Here is an 18,133-nt window from a genome sequence, read left to right as displayed (position 1 = left end):
CCAACATAGGATTTCGCTTCGTCATGAAGATTTCGGAAAGATCAGCAATAAGGACATAGCATGCACATTCTCCAAGCCACCCCGGCCCATCTTGAAGAAACCAGTCAGTTGTTTGATGCCTACCGCCAGTTTTATGGGCAGGTACCGGATCATAGTGCCGCGACCGGCTTCATTGCCGAGCGCCTCACCGCCGCCGATTCGGTCATCTTTCTTGCTCGCAATGAGATGGGGAAAAGCATCGGTTTTACCCAGCTTTATCCCGCATTCTCTTCCGTTGCAATGAAGCGGATGTGGTATCTCAACGATCTCTATGTTGTCGAGTCGGCCCGTCAGCAGGGAGTGGCGAGGGCCCTGCTAAAACGGGTAGCAAGTTTTGCCAAAGAGACAGATGCGCTGACCGTAAAGCTGGCCACGGGCATATCTAATCATCCCGCTAAATTACTCTATGAATCAGAGGGGTATCAAAAGATCACTGCCTTTGACCACTATGCCCAACGGGTTTAGGTACTTCTCCCCTGACGGGAGAAGGTCTAAGAAGGAGGCGACCGCCGCTACAGCGCCTTGGCCATACAGATCTCGCAATCCCCGTGGCCGGTGCGGCCGAGCGGCCCCGGCAGGTGTGCGAAGCCGAGGGATTCGTAGAGCGTGGTCGCCTCGCGCAATACCTCGGTGGTTTCCAGATAGCAGCGCTGGTAACCCAGGGTGCGTGCCTCGTCCAGTGCCTGCAACACCAGTCGTCGTCCCAGCCCCAGTCCGCGCAGGGAAGGCATGAAGTACATCTTCTGCAGTTCGCAGACCTGATCCTCTTCCCCCGCCAGCGGCGCGATACCGCCGCCGCCCAGAATGGTGCCATCGGGCCCTTCAATCACCCAGTAGCGGCTCTTCTCCCCTTGGTAGGTCTCGTGCAGCCGATCGAGGTCAGGGTCGGCCACGCCATAGCCCTTGTCGGCGGTGAGGCCGTATTCGGCGGAGACGGCGCGCACCACGTTGGCGATATGGGGGTTGTCGGCGGCGGTGATGGGACGGATGCGGTAGCCCTGCTGACGGCGGGTGCGGGAGAGGGCGCTGCGGTAGAGGTGCAGGCCGGCCCACAGCTGCTCGCGTTCGCTCAGGGTGAGCTGGGCCAGGGTCTCTTCCATGGCGTTGTCCATCTCCTGGTGCAGGTCCCGCAGCTGGGCCTGGCCGGCGATAGTGAGGCGCGCCTCCTTGCTGCGTCCGTCGGAGGGGTGCGGGTGCCAGCTGATGAGCTCGCGCTCGGCGAGTCGCGCCAGCGGACGGCTGGCGTTGGATTTGTCGATGCGCAGCCGTTCTGCCAGCTGCTGGTTGGTGGCGGGGCCGCTCTCCAGCTCGATCAGCAGATGGGCTTCGAGCGGGGTCAATGCCAGCTCGCCGCACTGTTGAGAGAGCATGCCGAGTTCGCGCACCAGATCGCGCGACAGGGCGCGCAGGGGACGGGGATCCATATCAGGGTTTCCTATTTGGTTGTCATTGACAACTAAAACAACCAATTGGTTGTAATGCGCAACCTTTTTTTTGCACATAAAAAAGGGGCCCAAAAGGCCCCAAACAGTGCGTTGGATAACCAGAATGCAGGGTTGGCCTGCTTACACCAGCTCTGCCAGCATGGCGTCGGCATAGGGGATCAATGCCTCGCCCTTCTGCACTTTGGCGAGGTAGTCCGGGTTGGCGATCAGCGGGCGGCCGATGGCGACGAGATCGAAGCGGTTGGCCTTGATGGCATCCAGGGCAGTGTCGGCGTTGTAGTTGCCGACGCCCACCAGATGACCGTCGTAGTGGGCGCGCAGGTAGTCGGAGGCGCGACCATCCAGATAGTCGAAGGTGAGGCTGTCATCGAAGATGCCCAGGTGCACATAGGCCAGGGCACGCTGGTTCAGCTCGGCCAGCAGATAATCGAACACGGCGCGATCCCGCTGGTCACCCTCAAGGTGCACATAGGCACCGGGGGAGAGGCGCAGGCCCACCCGCTCGGATCCGATGCGGGCGTTGACCGCATCCACGACGCCCAGTGCGAAACGGCTCATCTTCTCCGGGCTGCCACCGTAATTGTCGGTGCGCAGGTTGGTGGTGTGATGCAGGAACTGGTCGATGAGGTAGCCGTTGGCGCCGTGGATCTCCACCCCGTCGAAGCCCGCCTCGATAGCGTTGGCGGCGGCCTGGGCATAATCCTCGGCCAGCTGGCCTATCTCGGCCACTGTCAGGGAACGGGGCACCTGATACTCCAGCTCGCGCATGCGCGGTACTGTGCCCTTATGGGCGACGGCGGATGGTGCCAGCACCTCGCCATGGTGGAAGAAGGGGTGGGAGAGGCGACCCACGTGCCACAGCTGGGCGAAGATCTTGCCGCCCTTGGCGTGCACGGCGCGGGTGACGTTTTTCCAGCCTGCGATCTGCTCCGGGCTGTAGATCCCCGGGGTGTTGGGATAGCCCTGGCCATCGGGACGAATGATGGTCGCTTCGGAGATGATGAGGCCGATATCGGCACGCCGGGCGTAATAGGCGGCCATCTGCTCGGTGGGCACCAGGCCCGGGCCTGCCATGCAACGGGTGAGGGGGGCCATCATGAAGCGATTCGCGAGCGTGAGGGTGTCGTTGAGGCGATAGGCTTGAAACAGGGTATTCATGAGCGTCGTCCTGAGGGAGTGATTCTTGAACGAGCATTCAAGACGTTTTTTGTTTTGTGTGCAAGTCTTTTTTGAACAAGCATTCAAGATGGGTTGGTCTTGCCTGCCCGCTGGGGTAAACTTGCCGCCCTTTTTGTTTCCCTCTCATCGGCCTTTCGCCGGTGATCGCTTGTTCAACGGAGAAACCATGCGCAGCGCCGAGTTCAACCGGGACGACGTCTTGCGAAATGCCATGGAGGCATTTCGGGCCAAGGGTTACGCCAAGACCACCATGCAGGAGCTGGTGGCGGCGACCGGATTGCATCCGGGCAGCCTCTACGCGGCGTTTGGCAACAAACGCGGCCTGCTGCTGGCGGCGGTCGATCACTATGTGCAGGAAAAAAGCGCGCTGCGTCGTGGCTTCTTTGCTGGCCAGAGCCCGCTGGCGGGGATACAGGCCTACCTCAGCCAGATAGTGAACGATGCTCTGTGTGGCACCTGTCTGGTGACGCGCACCCTGATGGAGCTGGCGGAGCAGGACGAAGAGCTGCACCTGCGCCTCAAGGCTATCTATGCCGAGCTGGAGGCCGATCTGGCGCAGCTCCTGAATCTTGCCCGGCAGCGCGGGGAGTTGATGGCCGACCGCGACATCCCGACCCTGACCGCCTTCCTGCTGATCAACATTCAGGGCCTGGTCACCTTCGCCCAGTGCCGCCCCGACCGCGCCCTGCTCGATGGCGTCGTCACCCAGCTGATGACGGCCCTGCGGGCATAAGCCAGCCGCTGGGTTGTGTGTATCCTTCTCCCCTCGCGGGAGAAGGGGGGGGATGAGGGGCGCTACCCTCCCCTTTGGATTACCCGATTCCATCAGAGGGGGAATGTGTCTATCTCGGGCTCACCAGCTCCTTCATCACATCTTTCAGCCACACCAGCGCGGGTTGTTGGGCATGCCGATGGGGCATGCCAGACGCAGCAGTGTCACCGCGGCCCCACCAGCTCTTTCATCAAATCTTTGAGCCACACCAGTGCGGGCTGTTGCGCGTGAACGGGATGCCAGACGCAGTTGAGGTGGTAGTCGGGCACATCCGCAGGCAAGGGCAGGCTTTTGAGCGGCCAGTGGTTGGCGAGCAGATCGGCCACCATGCTGGGCAGCACCAGCAGGTGGTCGCTTTGGCTGACGATGGCGGCGGCGGACATATAGCTCTGGCTGTTGACCGAGATGGTGCGGCCGTGGCCGAGGCCCTGCAAATAGCGGTCCAGGCTCGCCTCCGAGGTGCCAAGGGGCGAGTGGAACACATGGGGCATGGCGATAAGCTGCTGCAGGGTGATGCGCTCCAGCCACTGGGAGGGGTCACCCTCGGTCCCGGCGGGGGCCGACTTGGCAATCGGCAGATCGGCGCGCACCAGCCCGGCCAGCGGCTCGGTGAGCCAGGTCTCCTTGCCCAGATACCCCGGCACCTGCATGTATTCGTCAAAGCCCAGCACCAGATCGATTTCGCCGCTCGCCAGCTCCGCCTCCGGCAAGGTATCGCGCAGGATGCGGATCTCGATGGTGACCCCCGGCGCCAGCCCCTTGAGACGCTGAATGAGGGGCGGGATCAGCACGCACTCCACGTAATCCGTGGTGCAGAGCACGAAGCGCCGTTTGGACTTGATCGGCTCGAACACCTCCTCGTCGGAGAGCTGCTGCTCCAGCAGTCGCAGTGCCTGCTGCACCCCCAGATGCAGCCGCTGGGCACGTGGGGTGGGCAGCATCCCCTGCGGGGTACGCACCAGCAGCGGATCGCCGAAGAAGGTGCGCAGCCGACCGAGGGCGTGGCTCATGGCGGGCTGGCTGATAAAAAGTGTCTCGGCGGCGCGGGTGACGCTGCCGTGTGCCATCAGGGCGTCAAAGGCGAGCAGCAGATTGAGGTCGAGCTGGTGTAGTTTCATGGTGGGGTCATTGGCAGTGTTTATGGGACAATCCATCCTATTCATTTGATGGATGGGTGCGCAACTTCTTACACTGCGGGCCACGCTTATTTTTTCCAGGGGGCGCCCGTTCGGCACGCTGCCGGGGTGGGGCCCGCCCGTTTTCCCTCTTACCGGCCCTGTGAGGCGTGCATCGCCATCACAGGCCCGCAAGGATATTGCGATGAGCATCAAGACGATCAACTCCACCCCAGTTGCCGACGGCTTCACCATGCCCGCCGAGTGGGCGCACCAGCAGGCCGTCTGGATGATCTGGCCGTTTCGCCCTGACAACTGGCGTGAGGCCGGTCGCTTCGCGCAAGCCACCTTCGCCAAGGTGGCGGATGCCATTGGGCAAGCCACCCCGGTCTTTATGGGGGTGCCCGCGCAGTTTATGGCGCAGGCCCGCGCCATCATGCCCGCCCACGTGACCCTGGTCGAAATGAACAGCGATGACTGCTGGGCCCGCGATACAGGCCCGACCATAGTCACCAACGCCGCAGGGGAGTGCCGTGGGGTGGATTGGGGCTTCAACGCCTGGGGCGGCCACAAGGGGGGGCTCTATTACCCCTGGGATCAGGACGAAAAAGTGGCGGCCCAGATGCTGGCACAGCACGAGATGGCGCGTTACGACGCGCCGCTCATTCTGGAAGGGGGCTCCATCCACGTCGATGGCGAAGGCACCTGCCTGACCAGCGCCGAGTGCCTGCTCAATGAAAACCGCAACCCGCACCTGAGCAAAGCGCAGATCGAAGCCCACCTGCGCGACTATCTGGGCGTCACCAGCTTTATCTGGCTGGATGAAGGCGTCTATATGGATGAAACCGACGGCCACATCGACAACATGTGCTGCTTCGTGCGTCCGGGTGAAGTGGCCCTGCACTGGACTGACGATGAGAACGATCCCCAGTACGCCCGCTCCGTGGCCGCCCTCAAGGTGCTGGAAGCAGCGGTCGATGCCAAGGGTCGCAAGCTGAAAGTGTGGAAGCTGCCCCAGCCGGGCCCGCTCTACTGCACCGAAGAGGAGTCTGCCGGTGTCGAGAGCGGCAGCGGTGTGCCGCGCGAAGCAGAAGGCCGCCTGGCCGGTTCTTATGTGAACTTCCTCATCACCAACGATCGCATCGTCTACCCGCTGCTGGATGCCGCCACCGATGGCGAAGCCCAGCGCATGCTGGAAGAGATCTTTCCGGAGCACACAGTGATCGGCGTACCGGCTCGCGAGATCCTGCTGGGCGGTGGCAATATCCACTGCATTACACAACAGATCCCCTCCGGCCAGTAAGAACCGGATGACGATCCTGCTGCGAGGCCGTGATCAAGGCTCATGTGCTGCTCGCTTATGTGAAACCGAGGGCTCACGTATGTTTATACGCTCCGGTTCCTGTGCTGCTCTTCACCTTGCTGACAGCCTCTCGCGACGGGTCGTAAACCGGTTCCAGTTGGTATTCAAAACCCCACACTGTGGGGTTTTCTCTCTTGATGGTGTGATGGTCGAAGGCGCTGATGCGGCGATCATCATGACAAACAGTCACCCTTTTACAGGAGATCCCCATGATCGAAGTGACAGAGGTTTCCATTGCCGAGCTGCGCGGCGCGCTCGGATCAGGCCGCACCACAGCGGTCGAACTGGTCAAGGCCTATCTGGCCCGTATCGAGGCCTACAACGGCCCCGAGACACAAACCCGCCTCAATGCCGTGGTGGTGCACAATCCCGATGCGCTGAAAGAGGCGCAAGCGTCCGATGCTCGCCGCGCCCGTGGCGAGACCCTGAGCCCGCTCGACGGCATCCCCTACACCGCCAAAGACAGCTATCTGGTCAAGGGGCTGACTGCCGCCTCCGGCAGCCCGGCCTTCAAGGATCTGGTGGCCCAGCGCGATGCCTTTACCGTTGAGCGGCTGCGTGCTGCCGGTGCCATCTGCCTCGGCAAAACCAATATGCCGCCGATGGCCAATGGCGGCATGCAGCGCGGCGTCTATGGCCGTGCCGAGAGTCCCTATAACGCCGACTACCTGACCGCGCCGTTTGCTTCTGGTTCTTCCAACGGTGCTGGTACTGCCACCGCCGCCAGCTTCTCCGCCTTTGGTCTGGCTGAAGAGACCTGGTCAAGCGGCCGAGGACCTGCTTCCAACAACGGTCTGTGTGCCTACACACCATCACGTGGCGTCATCTCGGTGCGCGGCAACTGGCCGCTGACCCCGACCATGGACGTGGTGGTGCCTTATGCCCGCACCATGAGTGATCTGCTGGAAGTGCTGGATGTAGTGGTGGCCGACGATAGCGATCCCCGTGGCGATCTGTGGCGCCTGCAGCCCTGGGTGCAGCTGCCCAAGGCCTCAGAGGTGCGTCCGGCTTCCTATCTGGAGCTGGCTGCCAAGCCCGATGCCCTCAAGGGCAAGCGCCTCGGCGTGCCGCGCATGTTTATCAACAAGGATGAACTGGCCGGCACCAGCGAAAATCCCGGCATCGGTGGCCCGACCGGTCAGCGTATCCATACCCGCGAGGCCGTGATCGCCCTGTGGGAGCAGGCCCGTCAGGCGCTGGAAGCGGCTGGCGCCATCGTCGTCGAAGTGGACTTCCCGCTGGTTTCCAACTGCGAAGGGGACCGACCCGGCGCGCCGACCGTGTTCAATCGCGGCATCGTGAGCCCGGAGTTTCTCAACGACGAGCTGTGGGAGCTCTCCGGCTGGGCGTTCGATGACTTCCTGCGCGCCAACGGCGATCCCAAACTCAACAAGCTGGCCGATGTGGATGGGCCGAAGATCTTCCCCCACGATCCGGGCACCCTGCCGAATCGCGAGGGCGATCTGGCGGCGGGCATGGACGAGTACGTCAAGATGGCCAAGCGTGGCATCAAGCGCTTTGACGAGATCCCCACAGTGCCGGACGGCCTGCGCGCTCTGGAGCAGACCCGCAAGCTGGATCTGGAAGATTGGATGGACGGGCTCAAGCTCGACGCCGTGCTGTTCCCGACCGTCGCTGACGTCGCCCCGGCTGATGCGGATGTGAATCCGGCCTCCGCCGATATCGCCTGGAGCAACGGTATCTGGGTTGCCAACGGCAACCTCGCCATTCGCCATCTCGGCGTGCCGACCGTCACCGTCCCCATGGGCGTCATGGCCGATATCGGTATGCCGGTGGGCCTGACCTTCGCCGGTCGCGCCTATGACGACAATAACCTGCTGCGCGTTGCCTCGGCCTTTGAGTCCACCGGCAGCAAGCGCAGGGTGCCGCCGCGTACGCCGCCGTTGGGGTGATCGCCATTAGTAATTAATTATTTTGGGCTTATCTCGCTATAAACCAAAAGACCACTTGTGATGCGGGTGGTCTTTTTTTGCGTCAGAAGACAGAGAAAATGTTGGGGTCATAATCGGTAAAAATGTAGAGGTGTTTACCTATCCATAAATAGAATTTGGCTCTGAGTAATGTGCATTTCATTCACTATAAATAGCCATTTATATCAATAATATGTGAGCCGTCAATGATGCGTGGCTCACATATCAAAATGATGTGGCATTTTATTTTGTTTTATAGAAGCGATGGTCTTTATCTAAAAATACAACATAGAATGTATTGGTGCAAAATTTAAATCCTGAAGAGTTTTGCTCTATGTTTTTAAAATCATCAGGGATAGTAAAACCAACTAGCCTAACACTTCCTTCTAGTCTAAATCGTCCCCACTGTGCTTGATGAGGAACGTGCTTGGGATGTGAAAAATCAGATTTGTTAGGAAAGCTTTCGTATATTTCTAAAACATGCCCGCTTTTCTTCCCAACAGGCATTTTTTGCCAGTGAAGTAAAGACTCTTTACTATACTCATGAAGTTTCCATAAAAGCTTTAGTAATTGTTCATTTGACCAGTCAGAAAAGTTTTGTGCTGGTTCTTGAGTATGATCAAAATAAGAAAGATTAAATTTGCATTTCCTTGCGATATAGTCACATTTATCTTCAATGCTGACCTTCGGTATAGATTCTAGGAATGCATTCTTTCTTGTATTTATGAAGCTCATAGCTTAGGGACTCCACCAATTTTCCCTGAGTTATAGATAGGCAATATTGGTCTGTCATTTCTCAAAATATCACCGGATATTTCATCTAATCTGTATGCAAAACTTTCATTCTCGGTCTTTTCTACAATATAGGTTCTATATCTACCCAAAAAGTCTATTATTTCTGAGTTATGTGTGGTAAATATTATTTGAGATTGATTTGTATTGGTTTTCTTATCTAAGAACAAAGATAATAGCACCGGTAAAATATGAGGGTGAAGATTTATATCAAACTCATCCAGACAAAGAATGCCGCCTATATCTAGAATGCATTTATATTTTGCAAGTTGGATGAAAAGTGATTTCGTTCCACTTGATTCAGTCTGGAATAAAATTTTCTTGTTAATTCCTTTAACTGTATGAGTAAAGACCGGTATAAATCGCTCTTCATCATTACTATCTTTTTTCTTAAGTATTTCAATGTTTGATATCCCAGTGTCACAAGCTATTATTATATTTTTTGCAAACTCTAGCATGTCGGGGTCATGAAAATACATTTCACTCACAACATCAATGCTTGGACTCCACTCAGAAAGCCCAATATGAATAACGTTGCTTATAATGCTATTAAAGAACATATAAACAATTGTGAGTGCCTCTAACTCATCAAAATCATATTGATTAGCAATACTAATAAATGATGCATTCTTTCTGAGTTTTATGTTTTTTAGTTGAGAGAACTCAGAGGTCAGTAAAGAAAACCTATCACCATCTCTCTCTATTATTTTAGATTTTCTTCTTTCCTTTCTAAATAAAGTCTCTTTAACCACATGTTCTTTGTTTAAAGTCAACTCATAAATGTAAGTGATGTTATCTACTCTGAATTCGATATAAAACTCCGTGTCTTCATTATTATTATAAAAGTTCTCTAAAATTATTTTTTCGTCGGGTTTATAGGAGAATGAGTTTGTACAAAACTCACCTAGAAAAGATAAGCCTTTTAATAAGTTGGTTTTACCCGATCCATTTTTACCCTTTAAGCATAAAATATTAGAGATATCATTCCCCATTGATATATTATCAGGGCAGTTTGCAGGCAATTTGAAGGATACGTTTACTCCTTCGTAGAAGCAGAAAAAATTTTTAACGCCATATTCTAATAACATTGTGTAGACTCTATTTGATCAGATTTATTAATAAAATATCAGAGTGCAAAGAAACAATAAAGTCTTATCTGTTTTTTTTTGTCTTAACGTGACAAAAGTCTTGCTTAAGGTGGCGTGGGTTCGAATAGCGAAGCGTATTTGGACGATCGCGAAAGGTGGCCGAGAAGCCGTAGACATCCAGAGTTTCCTACCTTGCTTGCCATGACTAGGTGCGCGGCGTTATGCGGACGATGACGCTGCGCTAATCGACCCTACATGATGGGACTTATTGTTACCTCCCCCTCATCCCCGACCCTTCTCCCGCAAGGGGAGAAGGGAGCAAAACGGTTCAGCTGACAGTGCTTTACGTGCGAGGCACGGGTGGGGATGGGGCTTTGGAATTGGCTCGGGCCATCCCCTCTCCCTCGGGAGAGGGTTAGGGTGAGGAGTCGCTATCTGTGTTGTAGGTTCGAATAGCGAAGCGTATTCGGACGATCGCGAAAGGGAGGTCTTCGAGAAGCCGCTGATATCCAGAGTTTCCTGCCTGTTTTGCCATGACTCGGTGCGCGGTGGTATGCGGACGATTACGCTGCGCTAATCGTCCCTACATCACGGCGGTGATGGTATGGGGTGAGCCTTTACCTCTCTCCATTCCTCGCACTACCAACCGCAATTTTTCTTGGTTCGCTCCTGACTTCCTCCAGACTTCACCTTGTCGTCACAGCAGCCGATTTTCCCCTCACACATCCCCCGTATCTTCTGCTTACTGCGTAAAAGGCCCGGTTTGCCACTGGGGGGCAAGGGGCTGGATCTGTCGAGGGAGCAAGAGGATGAAAGGTTACTTCAAGGAGACGCTGGGCAATCTGGGCTTTACCGATGTGAAGATCTATCCCCGGTCGCTGGCGCGGCTTAAAGGGATGACGCTGCCGATCAAGACGGTGATCGGTGGTCACGACTCACCGCTGCACGGCCCCGAGCTGATTGATCACTACCACGATCTCATCAAGGCGGATGCCGGAGCTTGAGAGGCATCAATGGATGAGGGCCCGTGATGGGCCCTCATGGTGTCAGATCAGGAATTGCCACCAGGTCAAACCGATAGACATCACCACGGCAAAGCCCACCAGGGCGATCACCAGACCGATGCGCATCCACTCCGCGCTGGTGTGGTAACCCATCCCCAGCAACAGCGGGATGCGGGCGTGGGAGTAGGTTGCCAGGTTACAGCCCACGTTGGTGATGGCGGCGATGCTGAAGATCACCATCTCCTTGGGCACGCCGACCGCCAGCAGGGCACCGGCAATCACGGGTGCCAGCGCAACGACCTTGGCGGTGGCCGAGGCAAAGGCATAGGAGGTAAACAGGTAGAGACCCATCACCACCAGTAGCATGGGGATGGTGCCAAAACCGCCCAGCATGTTGTGCATAAAGTGGGAGAGTTCATCACCCAGCCAACCGGTGAAACCAACCCGTTTCAGGTTGTCGGCCATCCCCATCAGCACGCTGAACCAGATCAGGGTATCGAAGGCGGCGCTGTTGCCTTTGACATCATCCCAATTCAGTACGCCGAGCAGCAGCAGGGCGGCCAGACCGAGAAAGGCGACGGTCGTGGCATCCAGTCCCAACGTGCTGCCACCGACCCAGAGCACGACCAGCCCGACAAACACACCCAGCAGGCTCTTCTCGTGGCGGGAGAGGGGGCCCATTTTGGCCAGCTCTTCCCGGGCGAAGCGCGGGGCATCCGGCGTGTCACGGGTTTCGGGCCGGATCACCAGATAGAGCACAAATGGGATGACCAGCAACAGGCCGATGGCCGGTGGCAGCAGGTAGAGCGCCCAGTCCCGAAATCCGATGGCCATGCCCGCGACGCTGGCGGCAATGCCCACCAGTGCCAGATTACCGGCAAAACCGGTGCTGAAGGCGACCGCCGAGGCGTCATTCATGGCGCTGACGCTGGAGAGCAGGAACTGGCCCAGCTTGCGGTCATCCTTGTTGATGGTTTTGGCCAGCGAGTTGGCAATGGGGGCGACAATGGCCGCGCGCGCCGTATTGCTCGGAGTGGCAGGGGCCAGAATAAAGTCGGCCACCGCCAGACAGTAGGCGGAGCGCAGGGTGGATTGGCCAAAGCGGCTGAGCAGCAACAAGGCGATACGCTTGCCGAGCCCGGTCTTGGCAAAGGCGCTGGCGATCATGAAGGCGATCACGATCAGCCAGATCAACGGATGGTTGAAATCGACCAGTGCACCGTCAATGGCCGCCTTGGGGGTCGCTTCGCCACCGGCGCGCAGTACGGCATAGAGGGTCAGAGAGATAATGGCGATATAGCCGGTCGGCGCTATGTTGGTCACGATGACCAGAATGGTGGCGATAAACAGAATGGCCGTGTGATAGGCCGCCGGAGCGAGCCCGGTCGGAGTGGGGAGTGACCAACAGAGGGCCGCTAGCAACACTATGCAGAGTGCGGCTAACCGGGGGGGCGTGATTTTTTTCATGAGATCTCTTATTTGATGTATCGAGGTTAGCGATTGAAGTTGCATTTGAACCCACACTATAAAAGGGGAGTTGAAAGATTCCTAATGTAACAATCATGCCAAAGGAGTTGCTGGTGACATAGAGGGTGGGGGTGGCCCTGATAAATAGCGATGTGAGGGCGCTTGATGGCTGACCTAAAGAGGGGTGTTATCAATGCGGATCCTCCCATAAGATCTTTTCCTCTCTGGCGTTGTAGTAATAAGCAATTGATATGCAATATAAATCCCTCGTTCGGCTGAAGCAGGCCTTTATCACCGGGATGTGGGCCTAGCTGGTCAGCATCGTTATCGGTTTCGCCTTCAAGGTGTGGCTGGCGCAGTGGGTCGCCAAGGGGGAGTTGGCTTGTATCGAATAACAAAAAACGCCCGTGCGGGCGTTTTTGTCGGGGGTATTGATGCGGCTTAACGCTTGCCACCCTTGTTGCCAGAGAGCGCTTGCTTTCTGGCGCGCTGCTTCTGGGCGGCCTTGCCGTTGCGGCGCGGCTCGGGCTCAAAGCGGGTCAGATCTGGCTCAAAGCCCGGGAACCATTGCTGGGGCAGGCGAGTGTCGAGCACCGCTTCCACCTTCTCCAACAGCGGCGTATCTTCCGGGCTGAACAAGGTGATGGCGAGCCCTTTGTTGCCGGCGCGGCCGGTGCGACCGATGCGATGGACGTAATCCTCGGCCACAAAGGGGAATTCGAGGTTAATCACATAGTTGAGATCCAAGATATCGAGGCCGCGGGCCGCCACGTCGGTGGCCACCAGCGCCTGCAGGGTGCCGGCGCGAAACGCCAGCAGCACCTTTTCCCGCGCCCTTTGCGACAAATCGCCGTGGAAGGCGAGCGCATTGATGCCCGCCTTGCCGAGCTGCTGGGCCAGCTTGTCGGCCCCCTGACGGGTGCGGCTGAAGATCAGCACCGGCGCCCACCCTTTCACCTTGATCAGGTGCTCCACCAACGCCACCTTGCGCTCGCCATCCACCGCATAGACCCGCTGCTCCACCTCGGCCGCCGTGGTGTTGCGCGGTGCCACTTCAATCAGCTCAGGGTCGCGCAGCAGCACCTTGCAGAGGGCAAACAGGTTGTCATCGCAGGTGGCCGAAAACAGCAGGGTCTGGCGATCCGCCGGGATCTGTTTCAGCAGTGCCTTGATCTCGTCCATAAAGCCCATGTCGAGCATGCGATCCGCCTCGTCAAACACCAGATGGCTGAGGCTCCCAAGGCTCAAGGCTCCTTGCCGCAGATGGTCAAGCAGCCGCCCCGGGGTGGCGATCAGGATATCCACGCCTTGTTGAAGCGCCTCCACTTGGGCGGCAATGCTCACCCCGCCGTAGACCAGGGTGCTGGTGAGGCTGGTGCCCTGACCGTAGCGCGCCACGCTATCAAAGACCTGCACCGCCAGCTCGCGGGTCGGCACCAGTATCAGCGCGCGGATCGGGCGGGGGGATCCCTCTTGCGGTTGTTGCAGCAACTGTTCCAGCAGCGGCAGCACAAAGGCGGCGGTTTTGCCGGTGCCGGTCTGGGCACCTGCCATCAGATCCCGCCCCGCCAAAATAGTGGGAATAGCGCGGGCCTGAATGGGGGTGGGCGCGGCATAGCCGAGCTCGCTCAGGGTCTGCTGCAGACGGGGGGAGAGGGCCAGTTCGGCAAAGGAGGCAATGGACATAGGGGCACCAGTGTGGGGTTATCGCGGCCATCGGCCACGACAGAAACAGTCATCGTGGCCGCGATGGTAACAGATGCAGGGGGATCGGCAGAAGGTGGCTATGCAGACTCGGCTTCGTCCGGCAACGGGCGGATCAGCCGGATCGTTGTGCCCTCGTAGCAGGCGATGTTGTGCTTGCCGTGCTGTTTGACGTGATAGAGCAGTTCGTCGGCCAGATGGACCGCTTCTGTGACCGTCAGGTAGTCGCGGATGCGGATCACCCCGGCAGAAAAGGTGATGGGATCAGGCAGTTCGGGGATCTGCAGGGGCCTTGTTAGCAAGCGTTTGGCCGATTGGCTCATCATGTCGTCATTCCCCATCCCCCGAAACAGCACGATAAACTCCTCCCCTCCCCAGCGAATGGCGGTATCGATCTTGCGAATGTTGCCCTTGAGGTAACGCGCAAAGGCGGTGAGCGCGGCATCGCCGATGCTATGGCCATGCAGATCGTTGATCGACTTGAAGTTGTCAATATCGAGGATCATCAGGTAGTCGTGCTCGTGCAGCAGCCTCTGGTTGAGGATGTCTCGCCGTGGCAGTCGGGTCAGGTGGTCGGTGTGAGCCAGAGTGCGCAGCCGCAGGTAGAGCTGTTTCCAGGTGACCATCAGCAACAGCAGGACGATAAGATAGATATCGAAGGCGACGCTGTGCAGTGTCAGTTTGATGAAGTCGAGCCAGGAGTAGGACCACTTCAGATAGAGATCTGTCCCCGTCTTGGTGCGCATCAGTGGCTTTTGCAGGCAGAGATGGAAGGGACGACAGGGTTCGGCAACGTTGAATGAAACGGCGGTGCGGGTCGGGTTGATATTGGTGAAGGGTAACAGTACATCTTCGAACGCTTCGTTGACGACGATGTTGATCCCGAGTAGCCCGTATTTATAGTCACCTTGCCCTGATGGATAGAGAAAGGGAAAGAACATTGCAATGGTATGGCGCCTGCTGAAATTGTTGACCTTGATATCGGAAACAAATGCCTCATCTTGGCTGCAAAGGGTGCGTTTAATCTCAAAGCTGATGCAGCCAAAATAATGGTACCAGGCCGGAATCGTCATCAGATTAATCTTCATCGGCGGCAATTCATCCGGGATCAGCGGTTCATTGCCCACCATGCCGATCAAACGATAGTCATTCCAGAGGGTATAGATGTTGTCTACCTCCGGGTCGGAGAGGGCATAACGGAAGGTATTGAGCAGGTTGGCGGCCGGATATTGCAGCGGAATATTGGCAAAACGCTGTTGGGTTTTCAGGTCGAAGCCATAGAGGTAGTCGGTGTCTGGCCCGCTCACCGGGGCGGGGATATCCTGCTCTAGGTGCAGATCGGCGTAGCGGATCATGTTCTCCACTTCAAGGATCTTGGCCCGCTGGTAGAAAACGTCGAACACGTTCTTCTGCTTGGCGGTGATGAGATTCATATCGTGCCGGAGACTCTGATAGGTGTAATAGAACACGGCGCCCAATCCGGTCAGTATTAGCAGAGTTGCCCCCAGCAGCGTCAGTTTGGGATGTTCGATTCGAACCTTATGCCAAGCCATTCTCAGGGGAGTCTCCGGAGTGAACGTGGGGGGATATGGTTGGTAGGTCGCCAGACTAGCTGGAGTATACGTCAAAGCAAGTCCGGGAGAATCGGCAGGCATCGGTCATTGCCAACACCCGGGTCTGTCACTGGCAATGGGCGGACGCTTATTCCCGAGGGCCATGACCTGATTAGCCATGGCGCGGCCAGCTACTCGACGATCAGCACGCTCTCGCTCGCAAGAGGGGGCAGCCACTCCCTGACGATCCGCAGCACGGCGGCGAAGTGCTCGTCGCGGGGCAACTGGCTGGCGGCGAGGGGATCCCCTTCCTCCATGGCGGCCAGCTGGCCGAAGGCCTGCTCCACCAGATCCCGGCTGCCCCAGCACTTCGGCCAATGACGGCTGGCTGCGCGTTGCGAAACGGTCCGGGCTGGATGGCGTGAGTGCCGAAGGCCAGCTGGAATGGTAACAGGGCGGTATCAGGCTGATTCAGCCAGACTTGGCTGCTCTGTTCACCAATCTCCAGCAGCGGGGTCCTCGTCTCGGGTGCGGCTGTGCCATGATGCTGAGCTCCTGTGTTGTAAACCTGTTCTCATTCTGCCCTTGATACTTCTGCCGTTGCCGTTGCCGTTGCCGTTGCCGTTGCCGTTGCCGTTGCCGTTGCCGTTGCCGTTGCCGTTGGGTGAGCACATTTTCTGCGCGTCACAGCTCACTTTGATGCAAACCCCTTGCAAAAAAATCCACAGATGGCAGTCTGGATGTCCAAATGGCGGATGCCGTTTCGCTATCCTCAGATGATTCAGGAGTTCAGATATGGATATTCGCACCGCTCCCCGCGCCATCGCGCTCGCCCTCATGCTGGCCAGCGGCATTGCCGCCGCCAACGAAGCGCTGGTGATCCAGACCGATTTCGGTCTCAAGGATGGCGCCGTATCGGCTATGAAGGGAGTCGCCTTCGGAGTGGATCGCAACTTGCCGCTCTATGACCTGACCCACGAGATCCCGGCCTACAACATTTGGGAAGCCTCTTACCGTCTCTACCAGACCTTGCAGTATTGGCCCAAAGGCACTGTGTTTGTCAGCGTGGTGGATCCTGGTGTGGGCACCGACCGCCACTCGGTGGTGCTCAAGACCAAGAGCGGCCACTACATCGTCACCCCGGATAACGGCACCTTGACGCTGGTGGCCGAGCACTTTGGCATCGAGGCGGTGCGCCAGATCGATGAGAAACTCAATCGCCTCAAGGGCTCCGAGAAGTCCTATACCTTCCATGGCCGCGATGTGTATGCCTACACAGGTGCACGGCTTGCCTCCGGTGCCATCAGCTACGAGCAGGTTGGCCCGAAACTGCCCTCCGAAGTGGTGAAGATCCCCTATCAGCCAGCAGTTGCTGACAAGGATGGCACCCTCAAGGGCACCATCCCGATCCTCGATGTGCAGTACGGCAATGTCTGGACCAATATCGATGATGCCCTGCTGACCCAGGCGGGGATCAACAAGGGAGACAGCGCCTGCATCAAGATCAGCGAAGGGGATGTGGTCAAGTTCGACGGCAAGGCGCCCTATGTCAGCAGCTTTGGCGATGTAGCAGAAGGCCAGCCGCTGATCTACCTCAACAGCCTGCTGCAGGTGTCGGTTGCTCTCAATATGGATAGCTTCGCCGCCAAGCATCAGGTGCAGTCGGGCGCCAACTGGCATATCAGCCTGAAGAAGTGCTCCTGATCCGTACAGATATAAGCAGAGATAGAAATAGCAACGGGCGCTTCGGCGCCCGTTTGGTTGTCTGATAATAAAGAAACGGATCAGAACTCGTTCGAGAGTGCCTTGTACCCTTTGACCAGATCGATATTGGTGTGGGCCACGTCCTCGGAGAACTCGGTGGCATCCACTGTGACTCTGGGGATCTCGGCCAGATCGCTCTGCTGGTTGATGCGGGTGGTGGAGGGCACATAGAAGCCGGGCGGCAGATCGCAACCATCCACCACCGAGTTGTGGCGTACCACTGAACCTTCACCTATGTGACAGTTGAACAGTACGCTGTTGAAGCCGATGAAGACCCGGTTACCGACTTCGCACGGGCCGTGCACGATTGAGCGATGGGCGATGGAGGTGTACTCGCCGATGGTGACGGCGGCACCGGACTTGGAGTGGATCACCACCCCGTCCTGAATGTTGGAGTTGGCGCCTATGACGATGGGTTCCATCTCGCCGTTGGCATCCACCTCGTCGGCGCGGATCACCGCATAGGGGCCGACAAACACATTTTCCTTGATGATCACCTTGCCACAGATGATGGCAGTCTTGTCGATATAGGCTGATTCGTCGATGACCGGCAGGTGGCCGGAAGGATTCTTGCGGATCATGTTGCATCCTGTTGAAGATGAAATCGGATGGGGAAAGGGCGAGGCCACAGGCCTGCCGGTGGGTCAGCTTACGCCTGTGGGCGGGGAGGGGGAACCCCTGACTGGTCTGACCCTAGGGGTCGTGCACGTATTTTGTCGGGGTGTTCCCGACGCGCAAATTATGGGAGCATGATTTCTGCCGAACGGGCCGTGTGGCCCGCCTGGTACTCTGTTGATATAACGCTGGATACCCAAGATGAAGAAGATTGTTGTCCTGCTCGGCACCCTGCTTTTCTCCCCCTTGTTCTCTTCTGCCGTGCAGGCCAAGGGGGAGGCGGGCGAGTTTGACTATTATGC

Annotated in this window: 17 protein-coding genes (1 of these 17 only partly in view); 7 read left to right on the top strand and 10 right to left on the bottom strand. The window is 57.5% G+C overall.

Annotated elements, in window-relative coordinates; all coding sequences use genetic code 11:
- Positions 1-60: 60 nt before the first annotated feature.
- On the top strand, positions 61-504 hold the full coding sequence (locus WJM78_RS19660) for a GNAT family N-acetyltransferase (RefSeq protein WP_108537155.1): 444 nt from the start codon (positions 61-63) through the stop codon (positions 502-504).
- Between the two features lie 47 nt (positions 505-551).
- On the opposite strand, the gene WJM78_RS19655 is transcribed toward WJM78_RS19660, so the two are convergent.
- Both WJM78_RS19655 and WJM78_RS19650 read right to left on the bottom strand, forming a co-directional pair.
- Positions 552-1,463, bottom strand: coding sequence for a bifunctional helix-turn-helix transcriptional regulator/GNAT family N-acetyltransferase (locus WJM78_RS19655; RefSeq protein ID WP_108537156.1), 912 nt, complete (start codon positions 1,461-1,463; stop codon positions 552-554).
- A gap of 141 nt (positions 1,464-1,604) precedes the next feature.
- Complete coding sequence (locus WJM78_RS19650; RefSeq protein WP_339011200.1) at positions 1,605-2,642, bottom strand: alkene reductase; 1,038 nt, start codon at positions 2,640-2,642, stop codon at positions 1,605-1,607.
- A gap of 187 nt (positions 2,643-2,829) precedes the next feature.
- Here WJM78_RS19650 and WJM78_RS19645 point away from each other — a divergent pair, with 187 nt between their 5' ends.
- Positions 2,830-3,396, top strand: coding sequence for a TetR/AcrR family transcriptional regulator (locus WJM78_RS19645; protein ID WP_042038898.1), 567 nt, complete (start codon positions 2,830-2,832; stop codon positions 3,394-3,396).
- Between the two features lie 203 nt (positions 3,397-3,599).
- Here the strand turns inward: WJM78_RS19645 and WJM78_RS19640 are convergent, their stop codons facing one another.
- Complete coding sequence (locus WJM78_RS19640) at positions 3,600-4,553, bottom strand: LysR family transcriptional regulator (RefSeq protein ID WP_339011196.1); 954 nt, start codon at positions 4,551-4,553, stop codon at positions 3,600-3,602.
- 202 nt (positions 4,554-4,755) lie between these two features.
- Here WJM78_RS19640 and aguA point away from each other — a divergent pair, with 202 nt between their 5' ends.
- Positions 4,756-5,853 (top strand): agmatine deiminase, encoded by a 1,098-nt coding sequence (aguA, locus tag WJM78_RS19635; RefSeq protein WP_339011194.1) that lies wholly within the window; start codon positions 4,756-4,758, stop codon positions 5,851-5,853.
- 269 nt (positions 5,854-6,122) lie between these two features.
- Positions 6,123-7,826 (top strand): amidase, encoded by a 1,704-nt coding sequence (locus WJM78_RS19630; RefSeq protein ID WP_339011192.1) that lies wholly within the window; start codon positions 6,123-6,125, stop codon positions 7,824-7,826.
- 261 nt (positions 7,827-8,087) lie between these two features.
- Here the strand turns inward: WJM78_RS19630 and WJM78_RS19625 are convergent, their stop codons facing one another.
- Positions 8,088-8,579, bottom strand: coding sequence for a hypothetical protein (locus tag WJM78_RS19625; RefSeq protein WP_339011190.1), 492 nt, complete (start codon positions 8,577-8,579; stop codon positions 8,088-8,090).
- Positions 8,576-9,724: an AAA family ATPase gene (locus tag WJM78_RS19620; protein WP_339011188.1), complete on the bottom strand. Its 1,149-nt coding sequence runs from the start codon at positions 9,722-9,724 to the stop codon at positions 8,576-8,578. The genes WJM78_RS19625 and WJM78_RS19620 overlap by 4 nt, the downstream gene beginning before the upstream one ends.
- An 809-nt stretch (positions 9,725-10,533) precedes the next feature.
- On the opposite strand from WJM78_RS19620, the gene WJM78_RS19615 reads away from it, so the two are divergent.
- On the top strand, positions 10,534-10,728 hold the full coding sequence (locus WJM78_RS19615) for a hypothetical protein (protein ID WP_339011186.1): 195 nt from the start codon (positions 10,534-10,536) through the stop codon (positions 10,726-10,728).
- Positions 10,729-10,770: 42 nt separating this feature from the next.
- Here WJM78_RS19615 and WJM78_RS19610 read toward each other — a convergent pair whose 3' ends face one another.
- The 4 genes from WJM78_RS19610 to WJM78_RS19595 form a co-directional block, all read right to left on the bottom strand.
- Positions 10,771-12,195 (bottom strand): DASS family sodium-coupled anion symporter, encoded by a 1,425-nt coding sequence (locus WJM78_RS19610; protein ID WP_287147010.1) that lies wholly within the window; start codon positions 12,193-12,195, stop codon positions 10,771-10,773.
- A 441-nt stretch (positions 12,196-12,636) separates the two neighbouring features.
- Positions 12,637-13,881: a DEAD/DEAH box helicase gene (locus tag WJM78_RS19605; RefSeq protein ID WP_339011183.1), complete on the bottom strand. Its 1,245-nt coding sequence runs from the start codon at positions 13,879-13,881 to the stop codon at positions 12,637-12,639.
- Between the two features lie 98 nt (positions 13,882-13,979).
- The gene (locus WJM78_RS19600) at positions 13,980-15,452 is read right to left on the bottom strand and encodes a GGDEF domain-containing protein (protein WP_339011181.1); all 1,473 of its coding nucleotides are present in this window, start codon (positions 15,450-15,452) and stop codon (positions 13,980-13,982) included.
- A 191-nt stretch (positions 15,453-15,643) separates the two neighbouring features.
- Positions 15,644-15,799 (bottom strand): hypothetical protein, encoded by a 156-nt coding sequence (locus WJM78_RS19595; protein ID WP_339011180.1) that lies wholly within the window; start codon positions 15,797-15,799, stop codon positions 15,644-15,646.
- 448 nt (positions 15,800-16,247) lie between these two features.
- On the opposite strand from WJM78_RS19595, the gene WJM78_RS19590 reads away from it, so the two are divergent.
- On the top strand, positions 16,248-17,156 hold the full coding sequence (locus WJM78_RS19590; RefSeq protein WP_339011178.1) for an S-adenosyl-l-methionine hydroxide adenosyltransferase family protein: 909 nt from the start codon (positions 16,248-16,250) through the stop codon (positions 17,154-17,156).
- A gap of 80 nt (positions 17,157-17,236) precedes the next feature.
- On the opposite strand, the gene WJM78_RS19585 is transcribed toward WJM78_RS19590, so the two are convergent.
- Positions 17,237-17,797 carry a carbonate dehydratase gene (locus tag WJM78_RS19585; protein WP_042038913.1) on the bottom strand — a complete coding sequence of 187 codons (561 nt, stop codon included), beginning with the start codon at positions 17,795-17,797 and terminating at the stop codon, positions 17,237-17,239.
- A 235-nt stretch (positions 17,798-18,032) separates the two neighbouring features.
- Between WJM78_RS19585 and WJM78_RS19580 the strand changes: the two genes are divergently transcribed.
- Positions 18,033-18,133: the 5' portion of a ribonuclease T2 family protein gene (locus tag WJM78_RS19580; RefSeq protein ID WP_339011175.1), read on the top strand. It continues 550 nt past the right edge of the window; the window shows 101 of its 651 coding nt (coding positions 1-101); the start codon lies at positions 18,033-18,035; the stop codon falls past the right edge of the window.

Source organism: Aeromonas popoffii (assembly GCF_037818705.1).
In the GTDB taxonomy this organism is placed as follows: Bacteria; Pseudomonadota; Gammaproteobacteria; order Enterobacterales; family Aeromonadaceae; genus Aeromonas; species Aeromonas popoffii.
This window is presented reverse-complemented; position numbering and strand designations above follow the sequence as displayed.